This is a genomic window from Roseburia sp. OM02-15, assembly GCF_003481835.1.
GTDB classification, from domain to species: Bacteria; Bacillota; Clostridia; order Lachnospirales; family Lachnospiraceae; genus Eubacterium_I; species Eubacterium_I ramulus_A.
The window spans coordinates 167,254-191,541 of record NZ_QULX01000001.1 but is presented as its reverse complement, the minus strand read 5'-3'; the positions used below and the strand labels follow the sequence as shown (position 1 = coordinate 191,541).

The window sequence follows — 24,288 nt, the reverse complement described above, 5'->3', positions numbered from 1 at the left end:
GATAAGATTCTATCCGATCCGGTAACCTCTAGCTTAATTCAAAACCATTATCTTAATTTCATATATAATTATCTTGAAATACCATCCATGTAGATCTGTGAATAATTCTCAAGGAATTCTACAAAATCATCATATGTTACATCCGGATTATATCTGTACAGTAAGTTTTTGTAGTACTCCTGAGGAACGATCGGCTCACCGGATTCCATCTTGTCAACATATGCCTGCGCATTTGTTTCATCGATCGTACACGGCATCATCTGGTTAAAGAACGGCGCTTTTCCGTTTTCATCAAGGATTGGATGTCCATCCAGCCAGTTGCATGCAAGTGCTGCTGCCACAGAACACTCCTCAAGCTGTCCACCGTTAAGTGCTGCCAGTTTTCCATCCAGAATAAGCTGTGCCATATCCGGAGTAAAATCTGTGGTATAGATCTTAAGCTCTTTGGAATAAGAATCAGATCTTGCTGCGATCGCATTGATCGTACCTGTTGCAAAATCGGAACCTAATGCATAGATACAATCAGCAGACTGTCCGTATGCTGTAATTGCATCGTTGGATTTATCTACAGCTTCACCAGGGTTTGCACATACTGCAGAGCCAAGGATTTCTCCCTTACCTTCATCTACAAACGCTGCGGTAAAGCCTTTTTCTCGTTCATCATGGGACGCATCACCGATGGATGATCTTACTAAAATAACTTTTTTGCATCCATCTTCAATACACTTCTGACCAATTTCATAACCGAACTGATAATCTGAACATACAATTGTTCCTGCATAGGTAGATTTGCTCTCTACTGCTGCTTTTGTAGCTTCATCACCCGGTGTTTTATCATAAAGAACAAACGGAATTCCATTTTCTTCACAAATCTGTGATACAGACATAAAGGAGGGCGGTGTTACACACATTTCCAGAATTGCCTGGCATCCATCAGATATCTGTGTCTGAACATCTGTTGTAATCTTGTCTGCAGTAAATTCATTGCTGATACCATCGACCGTGATACCAAGTCCTGAATAATTGACATTTGCTGTCTTTGCATTTGACTCCAATACATAAGAACCAGATCCCCATATATTGGTTCCGAATTTGTACTCCGGATATTCCCCGGAATCATCTTTTGAGGTATTCGCTTCTGCTGATGCAGATTTTGTATCAGCTGTGCCTCCATTGTTGCTGTCTCCTGCTGTGCCACATCCAGCAAGCATTGCGGCAGTCATTGCGGCAATCATTGATAATGCCAAAAGTCTCTTTTTCATAATAAATTTCTCCTTCCCTTTAATTTGTTATAATTTTAATCTGAAAAAACCTCCAGATGTCAGACCTGTAAAGTCTAACACCTGGAGATCATATCACATTTATCTCAGTCGAGAAGACTCCCACTTCTGCAAGTGATGAGTAATAACAAGTCTTTCTCAGTGGGAGTACAATCTCCGACTGAGATAAATGCTCCGCGGGGATGTGCAGTGATTCTGAGAAGAATATGTCAGCTTTCGCTGACCAGAATCACGCACCAAGTCTCACGTGCGTTCGACTTGAAATCACTATAAATTATTTTAACTGATTAATATTTGTCAATTTTTGCATAGCTGTCATCAGCATAGTTCTTCAGTGCAGTAATAAAATCATCATATGTTACATCTTCACCGATCAGGTTCATAACTTCTTCCTGTGTCAGAGGGCTCTTCTGGCACTCATCCCAGAATTTCTGGAATTTCTCACAGTTGGAAGAATCACAGTAGAATAATGTAAGGTCTTTTGTATACGGAGCTTTGCCATCTGCATCAAGAATCGGATGTCCGAGCAGTTTGTTGATCAGAAGGATTTCAGCAAATCCGGCACCTGTATTAGCACCGGCAGAGATGATCTCTACTTTGCCATCGATAACATCCTGAATCAGATTTGGAGTTGTATCACAGCCGTAAATCTTGTAATCAAGGCCCATTTTTTCTCTGACACCTTCCAGAGATGTGATATATCCAGCACCTGCTCCAATAGCAACGTCTGCATCTTTGTTTGCAGAAAGAAGGTTAGAACCTTTCTCATCGCCCTGTCCCGGGTTATCGCAACGTGCTACATCAAGAACTTTGCCACCTAATTCCTCAAATTTCTTTGTGAAACCAGTGATTCGATGATCGTGGTTGTAGTCACCCTGAGCACCTGCAAGGATAACGGCTTTTCTTCCACCTGCTTCATAAGCTTTCTCTGCAAGATAAGCTGCCTCAGCTTCCGGATCGAATAATACAGTACCTGCATACAACGGATCTTCTTCCATTGTTTCTACATCTGCATCAACCGGCGGAGTTGCAAAGAATGCATATGGTACATTTGCTTCCTGGCAAGCCTGTGAAATAGCCGGGAATACAGTCTCTGCAATACCGATCATACAAACACCGTCCGGTCCTTTGGAAAGCTGTGAACGAAGCTGCGTAACAATGTTATCAACTGTAAACTGGTTATCTACAACGTCTACTGTAGAGCCTACATGCTGTGCGACAGAATCAATGATCCACGCGTTGATATCCAGTGAGTATTCACCCTGGCCAAAGTCATTTGTTGCAAATGTGTAACCAAGATTTGAAAGGTCACCGGACTGACCACCTGAAGAAGATGTATTCTCCTGCTCAGAGGATCCCCCTGTTCCCTGAGTACCATTTGACTGTCCGGAATCACCGCCGCTTCCACAACCGGTTAATGCAAGTGAACTTGCCATAGCTACTGCCAAAACCATTCCCAATAATCTTTTTTTCATTTTTTTCCTCCTTAAAAAGCTTTTATCCTAAAACCACTCTGGCTTTATTCATTTCAAGAATGCTCCGGCATTCTTGTTGCGAGGTGCGCGTCATGCAATTGCATGACATACTTCAACTGCGCACCTCTGTAATCCTGCCGGAGGCTATATCAGATGGGGGATTGGCTCCCATCTGATATAAGTTTCTGTTAAGCGTCTTTTGCATCTTTCGCAAGCAAAAGCTCCATATCGCTCTTCTTAAGAGCCATCTTGTTTGAATAGATCGTAACGCAAAGGATTACGATAAGCAGGACACCTTCAATGATCTCGGAAGGAGATGTTGCTACACCACAGGAAACAAGTCCGTTCTCAATAATAACAATCGTAAATGATCCGATAATCGCTTTGAAAAGTTTACTTGAAAATCCTCCAGTAACAAGGATACCACCAAGGAAAATTGCCATCTGGATCTTCATCTCCATCATGTTACAAAGTGTACTTGACGCACCTGATACTTTACCAAGAAGGATGAATCCAAAAACACCTGCCATAAATCCTGAAATACAGAAACAGATAAAACGGATCTTATTTGTATTAATACCGATCGCCTTTACGGTTCTCTCATTTTCACCCATACTCTTGCAGTAATATCCGAATTTTGTCTTCTCAAATACGAAAAATACGATTACTACAAAAATGACAAGAATAATCAATGAAACCTTGAAGCTTGAAATAGTAAGCAGATATCTTGGTGCTGTAACTGTCTTCAGGGACAGAATAAAGTTCATCAATCCTCTTAATCCGATCAGACTTGCAAGTGTTGTCATAAAAGAGTCCGTTTTAAATTTTGTAATAATCCAGCCAAGGAAAGCACCGATCAGGGTACTGATAACAAGTGTCAGCGGAATCATCAAAAATTCTGATGTGGACTGTGAAATAAGTGCTGCGATTGTTGCGGAGAGAGCTGCATTGGCACCTACCGAAATATCTGTACTTCCGATGGATACAACAAAGATAACTCCCAGCGCTCCCAGTGCTACAGGCACTGTCTGAATTACAATATTTTTGATATTAAATAATGTTATGGTATTCCCATGAGATCCAATTGCAAAAAAGACAAACAGACCAAGCATGATAATTATGGGCATAACATCCAAAACATGAATTTTTTTTCGCATTAGATCATCTCCTCAATCATTTTTTCTTCACTGAAGTGGGAACTTCTTCCAATTTCTTTCTTGACCATACCATCTTTCATAACAATGATATTATCTGCCATACCCATAGCCTCTGTAAGCTCATCTGTGATAAGCAACATAGTAAGACCTTTTTTCTTTGCTTCCTGCATTACGTGATAAATGTACGCTTTTACACCGATATCAACACCACGGGTCGGGCAGTCAACGATCAGAAGTTGCAGGTCTTTCAAAAGCCATCTTCCAAGATTTACTTTCTGTTTATTTCCACCGGAAAGACCATTCATATTCTGATTTACGCTTGTACATTTTACCTGATATTCTTTCTTGGCTTTATCTGCCATCTCTCGCATTTCTTTTGCACTGACATATCCGAATTTCTTGGATATTTCTTCCAGAGACGGTACACAGAAGTTGTTCTGAATGGTTGTCGCCATCATCAACGCTTCCTCATCTCTGTCTTTCGGAACATATGCGATTCGGTGCTTTAATGAGAACATTGCATCTTCTATCTCAAGATTTTCGGCGTTTAATAAAACCTTACCCGATGTTGGTTTTACCAGACCGTAAGCAGCCTGTCCTACATCGTGGATACCGGAATCGGAAAGTCCACAGAACGCAAGGATTTCTCCTTTATGAACTTCAAAACTTACGTCTTTTAATCCGGTACCTGTTGACACGTGATCAAAGGAAAATACTACTTCATCCTCGTAGATTTCTTCTTCATCCACGCGGTAATAATCTCCGCTCATCTCACGACCGACCATCATTCGTTTGACATCATCATCTGTTACATCGCTGGTCTCTACGGTTCCAACTGCTCTTCCATCTCGAAGTACTGTAATGGAATCGGAGATACGAAGTGTTTCTTCCAGATCGTGGGAAATCAGCAAGATCGCTCTTCCAAGTTCTTTGAACTTTTTAATAAGCTCATAGATTACTTCACGGTTGTCATGGGAAAGAGACTGTGTTACTTCATCCAGGATCAGGATATCCGGATCTGAAGAAAGCGCACGGGTAAGCTCAATCATCTTTCTGTTCTCAATGTTCAGTCCGTCTGTACTGCGGTTAAAATTGATTTTTGGTAATCCCCATTTTTCCAGCTCTGCATTTGCTGCTGCAAAAATCTTTTTGTGATTAATGAAACCATGATTTGAAAACTTTTTCGTTCTTCCAAGATAAACATTAATTCCTGCCGGCAGGTCTGCAATAAGACCAAGCTCCTGAACAACGATTGCAATCTTATTATCATTTGCATCCATTGGACTCTTTGGTGCATATACCTGTCCATTCAGATACATCGTACCGGAATCACTTCCGTAAATTCCTGCAATCTGTGAGAGTAAGGTTGATTTTCCGGAACCATTCTCTCCTGCCAGTGCACGAACCTCGCCTCTGTGAAGTTCAAGGTTGATATCCGCATTTGCATGGGTAATACCAAAGCTTTTGTTTAATCCTTCAATTTTTAAGATAGTTTCACCATACATTACTTAACTACCCCCTTTACACCACGCTGTGCGAATACCGCAAAGATAATAACTACGCTTCCTAAAAGGAATTCCTGGAATGTTCCGGAAGGAACACCCAAAAGTGTCAGTACGTTGAAGATAACAACGATAATAAATGTACTGATCGGTACCGCAATAATACGGTTGATATTTTTGGAAAGTGCCTTTGCAAGAAGTACTGCTGCAAGTGGCTGGAACACAGTGGAAAGAGATGTCAGACCACCCTGTGCCGGAGTAAAAATGGAAACACTCTCTTTTACCACACCAGCGATGCCGAAGAATAATCCGGCAATAATGCCGCCGATGATCAGTGTCTTTGAAACATTGATACCCATTGTTTTTGCAACGTTTTCATTACATCCTGCCGCTCTGATATTGATTCCGATGGTTGTATGGTTATAAATGATATAGGAAATAACCACACAGATAATGAGTACAATGAAGATCCATGGCTGTGAACCAAGAATACGGTTCTCATCTCTCAGGAATTCTACCTGAAGTCCTTTATTGGCACGCGCCTGAGAATAAATTCCTACGATCGCCTCATATGCCATTGTCATACCAAGACCAGCAATCCATGGTGGAATTTTGGAAACACGATAAATCGTGAAGTTGATAAATCCACATGCAACACCAACTGCGATACAGCCTACCAGCATTGCCGGAATCGCTGCTACCGGACTTCCACATGCATTACCGATAATACCTGCACAGTTCGCAGTAAGCAGAACAATTGCCCCTGGCGAAAGGTCTGTAATATTACAAGCAAAAATGAATGTAAATCCAAGTGCGATGATTGTTGGAACTGCCATATTACCGGCAAGGATCAGCAGGTTGCTCGGCGACAACAGAACAAAACCGGTAATAATATGTAATACGATCAATATAGCTACTACCACAACAGCAATTATAATGATCTTGTTTTTACTCTTTTTTTGAGAGCTCATTCAAGTTTTCCCCCTTTCTTACCACATTTTCTATGGTACCAGGAACAATTTAATTCCTTCTTTTCTCTGGAACATTTCAAATCCCTCTTTCCAGTTTTCCAGCGGGATTCTTGCACTTACATAATCGTCCAGTTGTAATTTATCTAATTCATATAATTTAACTAATTTTTCCCATGTAGAATTTGCAGTTGCAAATGTTCCCTTGAAATCAAGTTCTTTTCGATTGATGGTATCCATTGCTACGGTTACATCTTTTCCGTACATACCAACCTGTGTCCATGCGCCCTGTTTGCGAATAGCATCCAATGCACCAGGAATCGCATAGGGACTTCCGGAACACTCCAGAACAATGTCTACACCGCCATCTGTTACTTCTTCTACTACTTTCTTTAAATCATCTCCGTTATCTACCACGCGGTCAGCTCCCTGTTTCAGCGCTAGCTCTAATCTGGCTTTGTCTGCCGGTGTCCCGGAGATGATCGTATAAGCACCACACAGCTTTGCAAGCTGATTACACATCAGTCCCATAAAACCAGGTCCTGTAATCAGTACTTTATCTCCCGGTTTGATATCTGTCTGCTCTAACACCCCACGTACGCAGCAGGCAATCGGTTCGCTTAATGCCGGAAGATCTTTTCCTCTCATAGACTCTGGTACTTTCATACAATGATCAAACGGTGCGACTGTATACTCTGCCATACCGCCATTTAAGTTGATACCAATAGATCTCTTTTCGTTACAAAATACATAATCACCTTTTTTGCAGTAATGGCAATGACCACATCCGATGATATTATTTACAATGACCTGATCCCCAACTTCAAATCCGGATGTTTCTTCGCCAGCTTCTTCTACTACTCCGGTAAACTCATGTCCCAGTGCAACCGGTACAGAATGTGGATAACCATCTTCCATAATATGTAAATCTGTTCCACAGATTCCGGTTGCCATGATCTTGATCAGCAATTCGTTTTTCTTTGGAACAGGTTTTGGAATATCCATGATGCCAAGTCCATCCATTCCTTTTCCAACTTCAGTTTTTACTAATGCTTTCATTGTAAAATCCATCTCCTTTTTTCTTTCTCGTTTCCGATTCTTTGCTTATATAATTCGCAAAACATGTGCCACTTTTCGTTTTTTATGCATTTTTCAAGTATTTGCCTGTTTTCATCGCATTTTTTGTGCACTTTTACCTGTTTCTTACACTTTTTTGCACTTTGTTCCTTTTTAAAACAATTGGTCAAATGTAATTACAATTCCATCGAATATGATTTTTTGCACAAAAACATCATGTCAATTTGTTTTTGTGCAAAAAAAGATTTCCTTTTTGCAAGAAAGCAAATAGTGCTCTCCTGTATACAGGCAGCTATGCAATCTCGGAAAATAAAGATGCCCTGACCGACGTATTGTCAGTCAGGACACTTTCCCACTCTTGATACTATTATAACCCTATGTCATTTACACGAAAGTGTGCTATCACACACCAAGTCTCACGTGCGTTCGACTTGAATTGTCATCTTTTCAAAAATGCCTCGGCATTCTTATTTCACTGCTGCTTCTACTGCTGCCAGGATCTCCGGGCACTTGCAGTCTGCTTTAAACAACTCCATACGTTTGCCTGCAAATGCAGCCTGAACCATCTCATGTACATCCGGATCTTCGTTTGCAAGGATCTCTTTGATGTCATGATGTGCTGCTTCTTTTAATTTTGTTAATAATGCTGCATTACGCTGCTCAGATGCTGCTGCAGTCTCCGGATAACCGCCACCCGGCTCCTGTACGAATAATTTTTCAAATACATACTCAAGGTTTACTTCAGCACCCCATCCCCAACCTTTTGCAAATGGCAGAGACATACAGTTACCGGCATTTACCTGTGTAAACAGATAAGAGTCAGCCGGATCTACGACATGACCACACTGTACGCCTGGCATTGCGTTGCATGCAAGCATGGCACCCTCACCGGTTCCACAGCCTGTTACAACGAAATCTGCTGCACCTGACTGTAAGAGAACAGCTGTTAAAATGGCATTCTGGTTGTATGTCTGACGATTGTCATCCATATCAAACTGTCCATAGTTTACAACAGTATGTCCGTTTGCTTCTGCTACTTTTTTCAGTGTCTCATATACGATCTCATTCTTTGTACAGGTACTCCACTCCATTACTAATGCGATTTTCATTTTCTATCCTCCGATTCATTTCTATGTACGCTCGGAATCTTTTAAACGATAAATTCCAAGCGTATATTTCTAACATTTTTTTCTATCAGGGATCATTTGTAGAACCCTGAATGATATTATTTACTGTGTTTTATAAAGAGTTAATCGCTTTTCCAAGCCATGCAGACATAAATGTCTCACCAAGCGCCTCATTTACGGTTGGATGCGGGTGAATTGCATGGATCATCTCATCTGCAGTCAGTTCTGAAGACATTGCAACAGACACTTCACCGATCATGTCGGTTGCATGACTCGCATAGATGTGAACACCAAGGATCTCACCGGTCTCACCTTCCAGAATAACTTTCATCATTCCGTTTGTTGTGCCTTCGATCAGGGATTTTCCATTTGCCATCATCGGGAAACGGCCAACTTTTACATTGTCGTACTGCTCTTTTGCCTTTGCCTCTGTCAGACCAATGGAAGATATCTCCGGATTGATGTAGATGCAGGACGGAATCTGATCATAGTTCATATCGGCATGGTCGCCACAGATATGTGCTACTGCAACCATTCCTTCGTGGGAAGCAGTATGCGCCAGCATTACTTTTCCGTTGACATCACCAATGGCATAAATATTCGGAATGTTTGTCTGCATTACTTCATTGACTGCGATGGCACGTTTATTAAATTCAATGCCGATGCCTTCTGCATTTAATCCTTCCGTATTCGGAATACGTCCTACCGCCATCAGAATTGCATCTGCTGCCACATCAAGTTCTTCACCATTCAGTTCATAATAGACATGATTATCTTTGACACTCTTTACTTTTGCGCCCAGATTAAATTCCACACCATCTTTTTCCATCTGTTTCTGTGCCAGACCGGAAATTTCCGGATCAACCATCGGAAGAATGTGATCCATCAGCTCCAGAACAACAACTTTGGAACCAAGTTTGCTTAACAGATATGCGAACTCGATACCGATAACACCGCCACCGATGACAGCGATCGTGCCCGGAAGTTCATCCATATCCAATGCTTCATTGCTGGTAAGAATGTTATTTTCGCCTTCCACTGCAATGAATGGCGGCATAAATACGCTGGAACCGGTTGCAATGATAATATTCTCTGCTGTGATCTGTTTGTCCCCTACAGCAACCGTGTGATTATCTATAAAGGAACCTTTTCCGTTTTCAATGGTAACACCGTTTGCACGAAGCAATGCCTGTACACCACCAGTCAGGGTATTTACCACTGTTTTCTTTCTCTGCTGCAGTTTTTTCATATCAACGGTCACTGCCGACGCATCGATACCGGTCACTGCATAAGCCGGTGACTCTTTGATCTCTGAAACAAGATCTGCTGTATGGATCATTACTTTTGTCGGGATACAGCCTACATTTAAGCAGGTTCCGCCAAAATATGTTGCCTCCACAATACATGTTTTTTTGCCAACCTGAGCAGCTTTGATGGCTGTCTCATATCCACCGGGTCCGGCACCTATCACTACGATATCATAATCATAAGATTCTGCTGTGGTCTCCCCGACAGCTTCCTCTGCTGCTTCAACGATATCGTCGTCATCGTCATCATCCAGCAGCCCCTCATCCTGAGCATCTGCCACTTCTAAGGTTTTATGATTTGCCAGTGCAGCTTCTGCATCTTCCCCCGGCTCACCGATGACGCATACCGGCGTCAGTACCGGAACGGTTACTTCCGGCTCCAGTGCAATTTTTAACAATGTTCCGGAAGCACTTGATTCTACAGTAACTACTGTTTTATCTGTATGAACATCGAAAAGAGCTTCTCCTCTTTCCACTGTGTCCCCTTCATTTTTCAGCCATGCAGCGATTGCACCAGAATCCTGTGTATAGCCAAGTTTCGGCATTACAATTACTTTTGCCATTTTTTCCTCCACCTTTGAAATAGACATTTGATTACATAAGAATCTTAATTGGGTTCTCAAGTAATTCTTTGAAGTATTCTACATACTGAGATGCCAGTAATCCATCAATGATTCTGTGGTCAACAGAAAGTTGAACATTCATCATCGGTCTGATCGCGATCTGATCATTTCCTTCTTCGTCAGTGATGACAACCGGTGTCTTTCTGATCGAACTGATGGAAAGGATACCTGCCTCCGGCGGATTGATGATTGCTGTAAAGTTGCTGATACCAAACATACCCAGATTTGAAATTGAGAATGTTCCACCGGTATATTCTTCCTGTTTCAGACGACCTGCTTTTGCTCTCTCAACCAGATCTCTTGTCTCAGAAGCGATTGCAGTCAGTGTTTTCGCCTGTGCATTTTTTACAACCGGAACAATCAGTCCGTTATCTCCGGCAACTGCCATTCCTACGTTCGTGCTCTTGTAGTAGATGATCTGATCACCCTGCAGAGATGCATTCAGTTTCGGATATTTCTCCAGTGCTTTGGATGCAGCTTTGATCATCAGATCGGAAGCAGCGATCTTCTGTTCGCTCTTGTCATTGAGCATCTTTCTGAATGCATTGAACTCTGTCATATCAATACTGTCTGTAAAGTACAGATGCGGAGCTGTAAATTTGCTCTCAGATAATCTGTCACCGATAATTTTTCTTACGCCTGCATATGGGACAACGCTCTCAACGATCATATCGTCTTTGCTCTCCACAGCTGCTGCCTCCTTCGGAGCTGCTTTACTTGCAGCGACAACATCTTTCTTCATAATCTTGCCATTGATACCAGTACCTTTGACCTCTGTCAGGTCAACGCCGGTTTTCTTCGCAATTTTCTTTGCAAGCGGTGACGCTTTGATATCTCTCTCTGTGATACCGCCTTCAAAACCGGTACCTTTGATCTCTGCAACAGAATTGATGTCAATGTCATTTTCTTCTACATATTTTTTTGCTCTGCGGGACAGTTTCAATTCTGATACGTCAACTGTCTTTTCCTGCGGTGCTTCTTTTTCTTCTGCTTCATCTTCATCATCATCCAGAAGTCCTTCATCCTGAGCATCTGCAACTTCCATCGGTTTATAATTTGCCAATGCAGCTTCCGCATCCTCACCCGGCTCACCTACAACTGCTACCGGTGTCAGAACCGGAACAGTGATCTCCGGCTCCAGAGCGATCTTTAATACAGTTCCGGAGCAATTGGACTCTACGGTCACAACTGTTTTATCTGTATGCGCATCAAAAAGAGCCTCTCCTCTTTCTACTGTATCGCCTTCATTTTTCAGCCATGCAGCAATGGAACCTGTGTCCTGTGTATAGCCGAGTTTTGGCATTACGATTACTTTTGCCATTTCTGTTTCCTCCATACCAATTTCATGTACTCCTGCCGTTTTCTATCATCTTTTTTCAGGAATACATTTCCATTCAATGTTACCTGTCAGCACTCATTTCCTATAATCTGCTTCATATGTATTCTGCATCAGTGGTTAAACAAGCTCTTTGATCGCATTCAGAATTGTTTTTTCTGTAGGTACGATCAGTTTCTCTAATGCCGGACTGAATGGAATCGGAACATCCGGAGCTGCCAGACGGGAAATCGGCATATCCAGATCATAGAATACGTCTTTTTCAATCGCTGCTGTGATCTCTGCTGCCACACCAAAGCTTTCATAGCCTTCATCAACAATCAGAAGTCTTCCTGTTTTCTTTACAGATTTTACAATTGTTTCTTTATCTAACGGAACCAGTGTTCTCAGATCAATGACTTCAACACTGATGCCTTTTTTTTCAAGATGTTTTGCAACATTGACACACTGACCAACTTGGTATGCACTTGCAACGACAGTCACATCTGTTCCTTCATGAACTACAGCAGATTTTCCGATAGGGATCAGCAGGTTCTCATCTGCATCATCCGGCATATCATATTCCATACTAAACTGTTTTCTGTGCTCCACTACAATAACCGGGTTATTATCTCTGATCGCACTCTTTAATAATCCTTTTGCTGTATAGGCATCTGAAGGAATAACAATCTTTGCTCCCGGGAAATGTGCGATCGGTGCAAGTAAACTCTGAGAATGCTGTGCTGCTGCTGCCCTTCCGGCACCGATTGTTGTACGGATTACCATCGGAACGTTTTTCTGTCCACCGGACATGTAGCAGACTTTATTCATCTGGTTAACGATCTGATCCATTGCTACGAGCATGAAATCCGCAAACATAATCTCGGAAATCGGGCGCATTCCTGTCAGTGCCATACCGATACACATACCGGTAAATCCTGCCTCACTGATCGGTGAATCTTTCATTCTCAGATCACCGTATTTTTCACGGAGTCCTTTGGAACACTTCCATGTACCATCACCAACACCGATATCCTCACCAATCATCATTACCATTGGGTCTCTTGCCATTTCTTCATCAAGGGCCTCTCGAACTGCATCACGATAAAATATTTTTCTCATTATTGATTTCCTCCCTAGTCGACAAAAATATCAGTCATAAGTTCTGATGCATCAGGATATGGACTCTCTGCTGCAAACTCACATGCTTTTTCAATCTCTGCGTCAACTTCTTTTTCAATTGCTTTCAGTTCTTCGTCTGTAAGATATCCTCTGTCTTTAAAGACTTTCAGCGGATCTTTTTTCTTCCATTCTTCTAATTCTCCGTCAGGTCTGTATGCACAGTTATCACTTCCGTTATGTCCGTGATGTCTGTATGTCTTACACTCTACGATAGCCGGTCCTTTGCCTTCTCTGGCATCTTTGACTGCTTTTCCTACTGTCTCATATACCTGCTCGATATCATTTCCATCAATTGTGTATCCCGGAATGCCATAACCAATGGCACGTTTTGCAAGATCATGTTCTTTTGTGACACGTCTTGTATCAACCGTAATACCATAAAGGTTGTTTTCAATAATATATACAATTGGAAGATCCCAGGCGGCTGCCATGTTGATACATTCATGGAAAGTACCTTCATTCGCTGCTCCATCACCAAAGAAGCAAAGCGTAACCTGATCTGTTCCTCTGTATTTTGCACTGTATGCTGCACCTGTTGCTGTCGGAATACCACCGCCAACGATACCGTTTGCTCCGAGGATGCCAAGATCCATCGCCATAATATGCATGGAACCACCTTTACCTTTTGAATAACCGGTAGCTTTTCCAAGGATTTCTGCCATCATCTTGCCCATATCTGCACCGCGGGCAACCAGATGTCCATGTCCACGATGAGTGGAACCGATATAATCCTGTTTGTCAATTGCAGCGCACGCACCTGCTGCGACTGCTTCCTCACCAATGTACAGATGAGCCAGACCAGCCATCTGACCGAGTTTGTAAAACTCAAAAACTTCTTCTTCAAATCTACGAATTTTATACATTGTTGCATAAAACTCTTTGGCACGCTGCTTTGTCATTTTAGCCATGCTATTTGTCCTTCTTTCTTTTTTAATTCTTTGTTTATTTTTCTTGCACAATTTGAAAACTTTCTCGCTCCAACTTGCATCTGCCTTAGGAGATGCAAAATGCATGCCAGTTTTTTAAATCGTTCAAAATCTGAAAAAAAACGGCTTATTTTCGGGGTTTTTCACTACGGCTTCACATCTCTGGTCTATTTCTTTTTGGAATCCTGCAAACTTCTTTGAGTTTTTTGCAAATCAGTTCTCAAAAAATTCAAGAATACTCCTGCTGTAAAAACTGTCAGCCACACTGCTTTCCTGTCAAACAAAAAAACTTTCCGCAAGGCATATGACATACCTTGCAGAAAGTCTTTTTTGATACACTCCGTTATACAGAATTAATCTTCATCATCCGGAACCGGATTCTTATCATGTAACTCAAAGATGGTTCCAAAGTACTGACTTCCATCATAGTAATCCCAGCTCTGACCAAGTGCCGGATCTACATCACCTTTCTGACAGGATTTAATTCCGTTTGCTTTCATGACCTCACGGAATTTCGCATTGTCCGGTGTTACAATCGCAATATGGTTGATCACACCTTCTCCGTGTTTTTTCAAATGTTCTGCATAGATACTCTTGTCATCCATCGGCTGAATGATTTCCAGTTCAAAGCCATCTAACATGCAAATTGCTACTTTTACATCAAAATCAACTCTTTTTCCATTTACTTTCGTGTTTGTAGCCGGAGCTCCGATGCCTTTTTTTGTATCAGCCACAACAGTCCATGGACCAACCCCGAGCATCTCCTCATAATATTTCACCATTTTGTCAAGGTCTGCCGTAACCATACCAATCTGTGTAATTTTTGAAATCTGTCCTGCCATAATTCATTCCATCCTTTCTGGTATTCATTCAGTATTCATTTTCTTCTGATACTCATCTGTTTTTAATATTCATCTATGTGATCACATAAATACTGTACATAATTAATTGCGCCTTCGACCATATCTTCTGAGTGATCACAGCAGAGATTTACCATGAAATGGTCATTCAACAATTCTTTTCCTGCCTGTTTTGCAATTGCTTTCACATCTTCAACGCCCATGTCACCAATACAGCACGGAAGTCCCACTGCACGACCAAACTTAATCAGGCAAATCGTTTCTTCCATTGGGTATTCTTCCAGTACTGTCTGAATCAGCAGACCGATAAATACACGTTCACCATGTGTAAAACTGTGTCCGCCCGGAATTCCCGCCAGCCAGTCACCGATTCCGTGTCCCGCTGCGCATCCGCCAGAATTCAATCCGCCAATACCGGATAAGAAGCAATTTGCTTCTATGACATTTTCCAACTGTGGAGTTACCGATTTGGTCAGTACTGCACGGTAAGCTGCCAGACCGTCTGCGGTAATAATTTCCTTACAAAGTTCCGTCATTCCGGTCGCAAACTCTGCAATATGAATTCCATTCGGATTCTGTCGGCAGGTTTTCCCTTCATACCAGGTTGCAATCGCATCACCCATACCTGCTGCCAGCAGACGGGCCGGTGCATTTGCAATGATTTTCGAATCTGCGACAACCAGATCCGGGCATTTAGGGAACCGTGTATCATAGATAATCTCGCTTCCGTCATCCGTATAAGTCAGAGCCATGAAAGTGCAGGGGGCATCAGAAGATGCCGTTGTAACGATCATAACCAACGCTTTGTCAAATTTATTTCCTATGGTTCTTGCAATATCCATGCAGCCGCCTCCGCCGACACCACATACAATATCCGCATTCCTTACACATTCCATTTCTGAAATACGATTTACTTCTGACTCGCAGCATACTTTACCGGATTCGATAAAATCATATTTATAATCTGTACCGACAAAGCTCTCTGTCAATGCCGCCTGTGAAACACTCAGTGAAATAGTATCACCGATAAACACATAATTTTTTCCATAACAGGAAGTGTATTCTGGGAATTTCTTCAGAATATCACTCCCGATCATAAATGTACCCGGAAAATATAATTCTTTCATTCCTCTACCTCCTGTAACGCATCCGCAACATTCTGTGCCTGTACAAACGCTCCTGTGACACGGCTTATGCTGTGATCACAACAAAGATTTACCATAAAATGATCATCCACTAATCCCTCTGCCAGTTCTTTTGCTGTGGCTTTCACATCCATGACACCCAGATCACCAAGGCAGACTGGCAATCCGACTTTTCGTCCAAATTTCATGAAAGATACTAATTCTTCTTTTGGATACTGTTCCAGAATCAACTGCACCATCAAACCTACATAAACACGTTCACCATGCATAAATTCATGTCCACCCGGAATCTGTCCGAGAAAATCACCGATTCCATGTGCTGCTGCACACCCGGTATTTGCTCCGCCGACACCTGACAGGAAACAATTTGCTTCTATTACATTTTCAAGTGCAGGGGTTACTACATGCGTCTTAACAGCTTCATACGCATCCAGACCATCCTCCAGTATGATTTTGCGTGCAAGACCTGCCAGAAGCATTCCTGTTTTTGCAATCTCTGTTCCATGTGGATTTAACTTATTCGTCATTGCTTCATAGTAAGTTGCCAGGCCATCGCCCATACCTGCTGCAATATGTCTGGTCGGAGCAGTTGCAATGATATCCGAATCAACGATTACCAGTTCAGGACTCTTATGAAATAACTGATCTCCTACAACACTTGTTCCATCTTCAGAATAAAATACGGACACCGAAGAACATGGTGCATCTGATGCAATCGTCGTCGGAATCATCACCAGATTCTGACCATTACGATTTCCAACAGTACGAACCACATCCATCGCGCTGCCTCCGCCTACGCCACATAAAACATCTGCTTCCTGTACGCACGGGATTGCTGCTACCCGGTCAATTTCTGCAGGTGTCGCAATTTTTCCACACTCTACAAACTCATATGTACTTTGTGTTCCCTCAAAACTTTTTTCCAGTTTCTCTTTTGCTGATGCAATGGCGCGTTTTCCACCCACAAATACAAATTTTCTGCCAAAGCAATTTGCCTGTGCTTCAAATTCTTCCAGAATATTACTTCCCAATTTAAAGCATCCCGGAAATCTTAATTTTCTCACATCTGTCTCCTCTCTTATACTTTCATAAATTAATTGTATAGCCCCTTTTTCGTTCAAGAATGCTCGAAAACAGGATCATACATGGATACCTTACAGGTAGCAAAACCTATGCCTGTAATTTTTTTTCATAACATTTCTCAAGATTCCCCCGATTCTGCGCCTTTTGGAAATCCATAACAGCATTTTTACAACCTTTTATTTGCAAATGTACCTGTTGACATTTGCAAATGTACCGCGTTTTTTTCTTTTTACTTATTAAAAATGTACCTGTTTTCCGCTTTTTCAAACAGGCATCACTTTTGCTGTCTATAAAGTATCAAAAACGATAACTATGGGGCTTTCAACGGAAAGGTTCCATGCGCACATGACAAATGCATTTTTCCGAAATCTTGTTTCAATGCCTTGTTTGCAAAAAGATTTCGAGTGTACATGAAATGTAAATGGAGGATTTTTATTATGGGAATGTTTGATTTCACTGACCGCGTAGCGGTTATCACCGGAAGTACTGCCGGACTTGGAAAAGGAATGGCTATCGCCCTGGCAAGACAAAACTGCAATATCGCTCTGATCGCAAGAAGGGCTGACAAACTGGAAGAAGCTGCCGCCGAGATTCGTACACTTGGTGTAAAATGCCTGCCGGTTCCATGCGATGTTACTTCTGATGAATCTGTTGCAAATGCCGCAGACGCAATTATCAGAGAATTTGGCCGGGTAGACATTTTAGTAAACAATGCCGGTACCGGCGGACCGGCATGCCCGGTGGCAGAGCTGCCGATGGAAACTTATAAAAATCTGGTAGAACTGAATATGACCAGCGTATTCCGTATGATAAAGACATTTGTTCCTTATATGGAAAAAGCAGGATATGGAAGAATCGTCAACGTAGCATCTGTTCTTGGCATGGTCGGACATCTCGAAGTATCACTGGCAGGTTATGCATCTGCAAAAGGCGGCGTTATCAGTCTGACAAAAGGAGTTGCCGCCGAGCTTGCTACCAAAGGAATTACGGTCAATGCCATTGCTCCGGGCACATTCCCGTCAGAAAGCAATGGAAATGAATTTATGGAAATGAATATGCCGTTTGTGCTCCGTACAACACCGATGCAGCGAACCGGCACACCTACTGATATGAATACAGTCGGCGACATGGATGCAGCAATTGTATTCCTCGCATCTGAGGAATCCCGCTACATCACCGGTATATTACTTCCGGTAGACGGCGGATGGACCTGCTGCTAGCTACGTCGAGGCTTTTTCACCTGTGCAGTCGAATTTGCAAACAAGTGATTGGTATAGTTATTTCGAAAACGATGTACTAGTACAGTGTTTCTTAAAAATAATAAGTATCTCATCAAAGAATTTAATTTTATATGTACTCTCGGAATCTTTCGAAAACGAGTCATTCTGGCTAGATTCCGAAAATACAGTTATCCTTAAGGAGGACTTACATGATGAATTATAAAGAACTTCAGGAACGATGCAAAAACCGCAATTTTGACCAGATCGTGATCGTCACAGATGATATTTTCAAAGAAATTGCAGAATTTAACCGTGTAGAGCATGTGACTCCGGGTGTGACAGGAATTCGTACGAATGAGACAAATCCCGGATTAAAAGCAGGGGATACAGAGCTTGCTTACACAGAGCGTTACGCAACGATCTTTTATAACAATACGTCCCTGTGCGTGGTACAGCCGGTAGAGGGTGACACCCTTTACAAAAAATATCAGGAGCGCTTCGGCAACGGCATCTGCTGTGCCCGCGAAAGAATCCCTGTAGCTGACTGGGATGACACACTGGCACATTACACCGCAAAGGGTGCAACAATCGCACAAACTTATGATTCCGATACCTGCCATGCAGTATGGCTTGATCTGATGAATGAACTCGGTATTATCTTTGAGGCAATCCGTGATGACAGTGTAAAAGACACACCAAGTCATATTCACCCGGCCCGTATCGCACAAATCAACATTTCTACACCGGACGTAAGAAAAACTATTGCCCGCCTGACAGATCTGTTTGAAATCGGACCATGGGAAGTTGGCGATCAGTGTAACGCTGCTGCTCACGATTATGCTTTCACGGTAAATGGTGAACTCGTACCACAGGATTTCTCCTACCTGCTTGCAATCCTTGTATGCGGAAATATTGAGTGGGAAGTCATCGAACCGGTAAAAGGAGAACTTGTTTACAGCGAATTTATCGAAGATCATGGCATTGGCTTCCATCATATTCTGCAGGAGTACCATGTTGCTGAGTGGCAGGATATCCTTGCAGACTACGCTTCCAATGGCATTGCCATGAACTGTAAAGGAAGTATCGGACCGGTTGACTGGTGCTATATGGATACCGTAAAAGAGCTTGGTTACTTCAAAGAGATGCGTACCGACGCTGTGATGGATCAGCTTCCGGATGGCTACTTCCAGTTCTGGTATCCGGAACCGTAAATTTTTAAAACACATACCCTGCAACGATTCGGAGAACTGCTACTTTTCAAGAATGCTCCGAATCGTATATGCAAAAAATAAATCAGAAAATGGTAAACGCAATACAGAAAGGAGACTCATTATGAGCCAGTTAGCAGAAAAAGTAATGAACCGCTTCCGACTGGACGGTAAAACCGCAGTCGTAACAGGAGGCGCAGGAAATATTGGAAGTCACGGTGCTGCTGCTTTTGCAGAGGCAGGTGCAGATATCGCAATCGTTGATCTGCCGGTCTGCATCGACAGAGCAAAAGCTGTTGCTGAAGATTTAAGCAAAAAATATGGGGTAAAGGCACTTGCATATGGCTGCAACCTCACCGATGAGAAAGCCGTTGCCGAAATGTTTGAAAATATTCACAATGATTTCGGTCATGTTGATATCGTACATAACAATGCCGGTGTCGGCGGCGCCCTTGTTCCGGATATTGAAGAATGGGACAGCGAACATGATATGCCGCATATTGAACATTTCCGTCAGGTTATGGATATTAACTTTATGAGTATCTACATCGTTGCTGTTACTGCAGCACGTATGATGAAAAAAGAAGGTCATGGCGGAAGTATCATCAACACCGGCTCCATGGCAGCTCATGTTGTAAATATGGGAACAATCTTTGAAACAATGGACGATGCTTCTTACGGAAGTGCCAAAGCTGCTGTATTATACTTTACACGCCACTTTGCTTCCCAGGTTGCCGAGTTTGGCATCCGCGTAAATTCTATTTCTCCCGGATACTGCTACAGCCCGGGATTACATGACGGACTGCCAAAAGAAACATTGGATCTGTACAATAATTCTCAGCCGGTAAGACGTATGATGGACGTAGAAGAACTTCAGTGTGCACTGCTCTATCTTGCAAGTGACGCATCCAGCTACTGCTACGGTACCGAGATGCTGCTGGACGGCGGACATACCATCTGGTAATTCTTGTTTAGGGTGGCTTAAAAATTTACTACGTTAGGTTTTAATAGGAACTCCTGTAATTTGTCTCAGTCGCTACCAATCGCTCCTTGAGAAAAATTACAGGAGTTCTTAATTTACTCATTGAATTTAGTAAATTTTTGCGCCACCCTGCACTTCGTGCCACGCATGCATATAAATCACTGGAATAATACGCTCTGTGTTGCATGCGCTAATTTATATGATGTAAAAATCTTGGATTTTGAGTCAGAGAGAAAGTTACTCCATTGTAATGCAACACAAAGTGAAGTCGTGTGCATTGGCTGACTTTAATGCCGTAAATAAAGAAAACAAAGAATCCTGTCAGGGAAAGCGATTCAGTGAGCGACTGAGTTTCACAAGGTTTTGCGCGAACGGGAACCGACCAGCTTTTATAGGAGGTGGGAATGAGCGCGATGAAACCGCTGTGAAATGAAGGTAGCGAATGTCTAGCTTCCTGACAGGATTCTTCGTTTTCTTATTATAGTCAAACGGATATTCGCAATCCGCTTCGCTACTTGCTCATAACCGAATAACTGCTCCGCAGTTTATCAGAAGGAGCTTGCACTCCTCCTGATACAAGCAAGTCCCCACCCACTGCTTATTGCTTTTCGCAATTGAAGCAGGGGACTTACTTGATTCGGTTAAATTTTCACTTACACGTTATACTGCTTAGATCCGCTCAAACAGTGCAGCTCCACCCTGACCGCCGGCCATACAGAATGCTACTACACCATATTTTGATCCACGACGCTCCATCTCATACACCAGTTTTGTGGTAAGGATTCCGCCGGTTCCTGCCAGTGGATGACCAAGTGCCAGCGCTCCGCCGTTTACATTTACTTTACTCATATCCAGACCAAGCTCCCGCACGCATGCGATGGACTGGGAAGCAAATGCCTCATTTAACTCGATCAGATCAATATCATCCAGTGTTAAACCTGTCTTATCCAGTAATTTGCGGATCGCACCTACCGGTCCGATTCCCATAATACTCGGATCACATCCAATCACTTCAAAATCCACAAATTTTGCCCAGATCTTCTTGCCTTCCCGGATGGCACGTTCTTTTTCCATGACAACAACTGCGCCGGAACCATCACTCATCGGTGAGCTGGAACCTGCAGTCACACGACCGTCTTTGCGAAAACACGGTTTTAATTTGCCAAGAGATTCCATGCTGCTGTCCGGTCTGACACATTCATCTTTATCAATGATGGTTACATTTCCTTTGCGGTCTGTCACCGGAACTGGAACCATCTGCTCATCAAACAGACCTGCTGCTACAGCAACTGCTGCTTTCCTGTGGCTTTCTACTGCAAATGCATCACATTCTTCTCTTGTGATACCATATTTATCACACAGGTTTTCTGCTGTCTCACCCATGCTGTAATTGTAACCTTCCGGCCCGGTATAACGCATGCCCCACTCTGGTGGATTTAACTGATATGCCTGTTTTGCACGATTCATCAGATATGGGCGTGTGGAATCACTCTCCACACCACCGGCAACAAATACTTCGCCGTGTCCGGATTCGATCATCATAGCGGCCAGTGCAATGGCATTTAATCCGGAAGAACACTGTCTGTCAATGGTAAATCCCGGTACGGCGATCGGAAGTCCCGCTTTTAACAGTGCTACACGGGATAAGTTTGCATAATTATCATTTCCAAGGTTACCAAAAATAACATCATCGATACAAGCCGGATCAATTTCTGCCCGCTCTACTGCCGCTTTAATTGCTGCAGCTCCCAGATCAATTGCTTCCAAAGATGCGAACATGCCTCGCATTCTTCCCACCGGTGTTCTTGCAGCGGATACAATTACTGCTTCTTTCATAATTACAATTCCCCCTATCTGAGTTTTTCATCCTCTTTATAAATTCTGGCAGTCTCCTCGCCGTTTAATACACGGGTAATACCTGCTGCCAGCGCTTCCATCTCATACTCACCCGGAATAACGGCCAGTGGATGGATGAATTTTACACGTTTCTCTAATTTTTCAATAAACATTTTGGAATGGGCAATTCCGCCGGTGACAACGATTCCGTCAATCTCACCGTCTACTGCTGTTGCCAGACCACCGATGCATTTTGCCAGTTTGTAGATCATTGCATTGTAAACCAGCTCTGCATACTCGTCTCCATCAGCAATTCGTTTTTCCACTTCCCGGACATCGTTTGTTCCAAGATATGCCGTCAGACCACCTTTTCCACGTACCATGGCAGATACTTCATCAAAGGTATATTTACCGGAAAAACACAGTTTTGCCATGCCGATACTCGGGAGTCCACCGGAACGCTCCGGGGACATGGTTCCGTCCTCATCCGTGCAGACATCTACGATCACGCCGTTTTTGTGCAGTCCGATACTGATTCCGCCGCCGGTATGAACCATGATCAGAGTCAATTCCTCATATTTTTTACCAATGCTTTCCGCATACATTCTGCCGACTGCTTTTGTATTCAGGAAATGTCCCATACTCAGCTTGTCAACCAGCGGGCATCCGGAGATGCGCGGCAGATCATCCATCTCATCTGCAGTATTTCCATCGTAAATATATGCTTTGATGCCCAGATTTTTGGCCATCTCATATCCGATCATCGCTGCAAGAGAAGATGCATGCTGACCACTTGGGCGATAGGTCAGAACATCGATCATCTCATCATTGACTTCATAAGCACCCATATGGATCGGTGGCAGGGAACCGCCGCGGCAGGCGATTGCTGTCAGTTTTGTCATATCGTATGCAATCTCATCTAAAAATTTCTCTACCTCTGCTTTTCGAAACGGTACCTGATCTACGATCTTTGGATACTGTGCAATGGTCTCTGCAGAATGTGTCAGATTTTTACGATACAGTTCTTTTCCGTTTTCATAAATGGCAATCTTTGTAGATGTAGAACCAGGATTAATAACAAGCAAATTAATATCTCCCATGGTTATGCTCCTTTCTGTGATGCGATGGCACCTAAAATAATCGACTGGAATTTATCATCAATTTCCGCTGCCCGGGACATCAATACAATCGGTACTTTTGCTCCCACAATGATACCAGCTGCCCTTCCGCCGCAGATTGTCATCATTTTACCCATCATATTTCCCGATACCAGATCCGGGCACACAAGCATATCTGCATCTCCGCCCACCGGACTCTGATAGTTCTTGATCTCCACAGATTCTTTCTCCAGTGCCAGATCAATGGAAATCGGTCCTTCCAGGTAACAGTCGGTAAATTCACCGTTCTCCCACATCTGTTTTAATTTCCATGCATCTGCGCTTTCCTGAAGTTTTGGATTCAATGTCTCAGAAGCTGCCAGTACGGCGATCTTCGGTTTTTGGATTCCCACAGAGTACATAACATCCAGTGCATTCTGAATGATCTGTTTTTTGGCTTCCACATCCGGTTTTGTATTTAATGCAGAGTCTGTCAGCGCGATCAGTTTGTGATACTGTGCGATCTCTACAAAATCGAACTTGGACATCAGTCTTCCGGTTCTCATTCCTGAAGTTTTTGCTACAATGGCAGACATCAGGTTCTTGGTTTCCAAAAGTCCTTTCATGAGGAAATCCACCTCACCTGCATGTACCAGTTCAATGGCTTTTAAAATGGCTTCTCTCTCTCCCGCTTCGTCAATAATGTGGTAGTCTTCTTCTTTTTCTCCGATCTGTGCCAGAAGATTTTTGATCACTGGTGCATCTCCGATCAGAACTGCCTCAATGGCACCTTCTTTTCTGGCACGGGCTACTGCTGTCAAAGTATGGTCATCTTCCGCTTTAATGACTGCAAGTGTTTTCTTCGTGCAGTTCTCCAGACAATACGGAAGCAGTTCTTTTAATGCTTTTATTTCCATG

At 42.8% G+C, this 24,288-nt stretch carries 20 protein-coding genes; 3 read left to right on the top strand and 17 right to left on the bottom strand.

The genetic code is table 11. The features are described from left to right. Positions 1-68: 68 nt before the first annotated feature. From DXB15_RS00965 to DXB15_RS00895, 14 genes are all read right to left on the bottom strand, one after another. Positions 69-1,262 (bottom strand): sugar ABC transporter substrate-binding protein, encoded by a 1,194-nt coding sequence (locus DXB15_RS00965; RefSeq protein ID WP_109215701.1) that lies wholly within the window; start codon positions 1,260-1,262, stop codon positions 69-71. Between the two features lie 305 nt (positions 1,263-1,567). Further along, positions 1,568-2,755, bottom strand: a complete 1,188-nt coding sequence (locus tag DXB15_RS00960; protein ID WP_118701759.1) for a sugar ABC transporter substrate-binding protein — start codon at positions 2,753-2,755, stop codon at positions 1,568-1,570. Between the two features lie 188 nt (positions 2,756-2,943). Continuing rightward, positions 2,944-3,912 (bottom strand): ABC transporter permease, encoded by a 969-nt coding sequence (locus tag DXB15_RS00955; RefSeq protein WP_118701758.1) that lies wholly within the window; start codon positions 3,910-3,912, stop codon positions 2,944-2,946. Further along, positions 3,912-5,417: a sugar ABC transporter ATP-binding protein gene (locus DXB15_RS00950; protein WP_118701757.1), complete on the bottom strand. Its 1,506-nt coding sequence runs from the start codon at positions 5,415-5,417 to the stop codon at positions 3,912-3,914. Before DXB15_RS00950 ends, DXB15_RS00955 begins: the two co-directional genes overlap by 1 nt. Continuing rightward, complete coding sequence (locus DXB15_RS00945) at positions 5,417-6,385, bottom strand: ABC transporter permease (protein ID WP_109216922.1); 969 nt, start codon at positions 6,383-6,385, stop codon at positions 5,417-5,419. Before DXB15_RS00945 ends, DXB15_RS00950 begins: the two co-directional genes overlap by 1 nt. Before the next feature lie 30 nt (positions 6,386-6,415). Then, positions 6,416-7,441, bottom strand: coding sequence for a zinc-dependent alcohol dehydrogenase (locus tag DXB15_RS00940; protein ID WP_158582163.1), 1,026 nt, complete (start codon positions 7,439-7,441; stop codon positions 6,416-6,418). 485 nt (positions 7,442-7,926) lie between these two features. Next, the gene (locus DXB15_RS00930) at positions 7,927-8,568 is read right to left on the bottom strand and encodes an RpiB/LacA/LacB family sugar-phosphate isomerase (protein WP_109216919.1); all 642 of its coding nucleotides are present in this window, start codon (positions 8,566-8,568) and stop codon (positions 7,927-7,929) included. A 130-nt stretch (positions 8,569-8,698) separates the two neighbouring features. Beyond that, entirely contained in the window at positions 8,699-10,456 is a 1,758-nt protein-coding gene (gene lpdA, locus DXB15_RS00925) for a dihydrolipoyl dehydrogenase (protein WP_118701755.1), read from the bottom strand. A 31-nt stretch (positions 10,457-10,487) separates the two neighbouring features. Then, a complete protein-coding gene (locus DXB15_RS00920) occupies positions 10,488-11,837 on the bottom strand; it encodes a dihydrolipoamide acetyltransferase family protein (protein WP_109216924.1) in 1,350 nt (449 codons plus the stop codon). Between the two features lie 135 nt (positions 11,838-11,972). Then, entirely contained in the window at positions 11,973-12,953 is a 981-nt protein-coding gene (locus DXB15_RS00915) for an alpha-ketoacid dehydrogenase subunit beta (protein WP_109216917.1), read from the bottom strand. A 14-nt stretch (positions 12,954-12,967) separates the two neighbouring features. Continuing rightward, positions 12,968-13,921: a thiamine pyrophosphate-dependent dehydrogenase E1 component subunit alpha gene (locus tag DXB15_RS00910; protein ID WP_109216916.1), complete on the bottom strand. Its 954-nt coding sequence runs from the start codon at positions 13,919-13,921 to the stop codon at positions 12,968-12,970. A gap of 371 nt (positions 13,922-14,292) precedes the next feature. Then, positions 14,293-14,781 carry a VOC family protein gene (locus DXB15_RS00905; RefSeq protein WP_109216915.1) on the bottom strand — a complete coding sequence of 163 codons (489 nt, stop codon included), beginning with the start codon at positions 14,779-14,781 and terminating at the stop codon, positions 14,293-14,295. 62 nt (positions 14,782-14,843) lie between these two features. Then, positions 14,844-15,926, bottom strand: coding sequence for an iron-containing alcohol dehydrogenase (locus DXB15_RS00900; RefSeq protein ID WP_118701754.1), 1,083 nt, complete (start codon positions 15,924-15,926; stop codon positions 14,844-14,846). Continuing rightward, entirely contained in the window at positions 15,923-17,008 is a 1,086-nt protein-coding gene (locus DXB15_RS00895) for an iron-containing alcohol dehydrogenase (RefSeq protein ID WP_158582162.1), read from the bottom strand. The genes DXB15_RS00900 and DXB15_RS00895 overlap by 4 nt, the downstream gene beginning before the upstream one ends. Positions 17,009-17,464: 456 nt before the next feature. Between DXB15_RS00895 and DXB15_RS00890 the strand changes: the two genes are divergently transcribed. From DXB15_RS00890 to DXB15_RS00875, 3 genes are all read left to right on the top strand, one after another. Further along, positions 17,465-18,247 carry an SDR family NAD(P)-dependent oxidoreductase gene (locus tag DXB15_RS00890; RefSeq protein ID WP_199670971.1) on the top strand — a complete coding sequence of 261 codons (783 nt, stop codon included), beginning with the start codon at positions 17,465-17,467 and terminating at the stop codon, positions 18,245-18,247. Positions 18,248-18,456: 209 nt separating this feature from the next. Continuing rightward, positions 18,457-19,458: a VOC family protein gene (locus DXB15_RS00880; protein WP_118701752.1), complete on the top strand. Its 1,002-nt coding sequence runs from the start codon at positions 18,457-18,459 to the stop codon at positions 19,456-19,458. Between the two features lie 121 nt (positions 19,459-19,579). Beyond that, positions 19,580-20,419 (top strand): SDR family oxidoreductase, encoded by an 840-nt coding sequence (locus tag DXB15_RS00875; protein WP_158582161.1) that lies wholly within the window; start codon positions 19,580-19,582, stop codon positions 20,417-20,419. 687 nt (positions 20,420-21,106) lie between these two features. Here the strand turns inward: DXB15_RS00875 and DXB15_RS00870 are convergent. Genes DXB15_RS00870 through DXB15_RS00860 form a run of 3 tightly spaced genes read right to left on the bottom strand, consistent with a single transcriptional unit; the run spans position 21,107 to position 24,287 of the window. Continuing rightward, positions 21,107-22,273 (bottom strand): thiolase family protein, encoded by a 1,167-nt coding sequence (locus DXB15_RS00870; protein ID WP_118701751.1) that lies wholly within the window; start codon positions 22,271-22,273, stop codon positions 21,107-21,109. 14 nt (positions 22,274-22,287) lie between these two features. Then, a complete protein-coding gene (gene buk / locus DXB15_RS00865; RefSeq protein WP_118701750.1) occupies positions 22,288-23,373 on the bottom strand; it encodes a butyrate kinase in 1,086 nt (361 codons plus the stop codon). A 2-nt stretch (positions 23,374-23,375) separates the two neighbouring features. After that, entirely contained in the window at positions 23,376-24,287 is a 912-nt protein-coding gene (locus tag DXB15_RS00860; protein WP_118701749.1) for a phosphate acyltransferase, read from the bottom strand. Between the last annotated feature and the right edge of the window lies 1 nt (position 24,288).

Bases quoted from the DNA above. Each gene is read 5' to 3' on its own strand.
- DXB15_RS00915 (WP_109216917.1), bottom strand. From the start codon at position 12,953: ATGAGAAAAATATTTTATCGTGATGCAGTTCGAGAGGCCCTTGATGAA.
- DXB15_RS00880 (WP_118701752.1), top strand. From the start codon at position 18,457: ATGATGAATTATAAAGAACTTCAGGAACGATGCAAAAACCGCAATTTT.
- lpdA (WP_118701755.1), bottom strand. From the start codon at position 10,456: ATGGCAAAAGTAATTGTAATGCCGAAACTTGGCTATACACAGGATTCT.
- DXB15_RS00940 (WP_158582163.1), bottom strand. From the start codon at position 7,441: ATGAAAGCATTAGTAAAAACTGAAGTTGGAAAAGGAATGGATGGACTT.
- DXB15_RS00920 (WP_109216924.1), bottom strand. From the start codon at position 11,837: ATGGCAAAAGTAATCGTAATGCCAAAACTCGGCTATACACAGGACACA.
- DXB15_RS00955 (WP_118701758.1), bottom strand. From the start codon at position 3,912: ATGCGAAAAAAAATTCATGTTTTGGATGTTATGCCCATAATTATCATG.
- DXB15_RS00870 (WP_118701751.1), bottom strand. From the start codon at position 22,273: ATGAAAGAAGCAGTAATTGTATCCGCTGCAAGAACACCGGTGGGAAGA.
- DXB15_RS00890 (WP_199670971.1), top strand. From the start codon at position 17,465: ATGGGAATGTTTGATTTCACTGACCGCGTAGCGGTTATCACCGGAAGT.
- DXB15_RS00960 (WP_118701759.1), bottom strand. From the start codon at position 2,755: ATGAAAAAAAGATTATTGGGAATGGTTTTGGCAGTAGCTATGGCAAGT.
- DXB15_RS00965 (WP_109215701.1), bottom strand. From the start codon at position 1,262: ATGAAAAAGAGACTTTTGGCATTATCAATGATTGCCGCAATGACTGCC.
- DXB15_RS00945 (WP_109216922.1), bottom strand. From the start codon at position 6,385: ATGAGCTCTCAAAAAAAGAGTAAAAACAAGATCATTATAATTGCTGTT.
- DXB15_RS00860 (WP_118701749.1), bottom strand. From the start codon at position 24,287: ATGGAAATAAAAGCATTAAAAGAACTGCTTCCGTATTGTCTGGAGAAC.
- DXB15_RS00910 (WP_109216916.1), bottom strand. From the start codon at position 13,921: ATGGCTAAAATGACAAAGCAGCGTGCCAAAGAGTTTTATGCAACAATG.
- DXB15_RS00900 (WP_118701754.1), bottom strand. From the start codon at position 15,926: ATGAAAGAATTATATTTTCCGGGTACATTTATGATCGGGAGTGATATT.
- DXB15_RS00875 (WP_158582161.1), top strand. From the start codon at position 19,580: ATGAGCCAGTTAGCAGAAAAAGTAATGAACCGCTTCCGACTGGACGGT.
- DXB15_RS00905 (WP_109216915.1), bottom strand. From the start codon at position 14,781: ATGGCAGGACAGATTTCAAAAATTACACAGATTGGTATGGTTACGGCA.
- DXB15_RS00950 (WP_118701757.1), bottom strand. From the start codon at position 5,417: ATGTATGGTGAAACTATCTTAAAAATTGAAGGATTAAACAAAAGCTTT.
- DXB15_RS00930 (WP_109216919.1), bottom strand. From the start codon at position 8,568: ATGAAAATCGCATTAGTAATGGAGTGGAGTACCTGTACAAAGAATGAG.
- buk (WP_118701750.1), bottom strand. From the start codon at position 23,373: ATGGGAGATATTAATTTGCTTGTTATTAATCCTGGTTCTACATCTACA.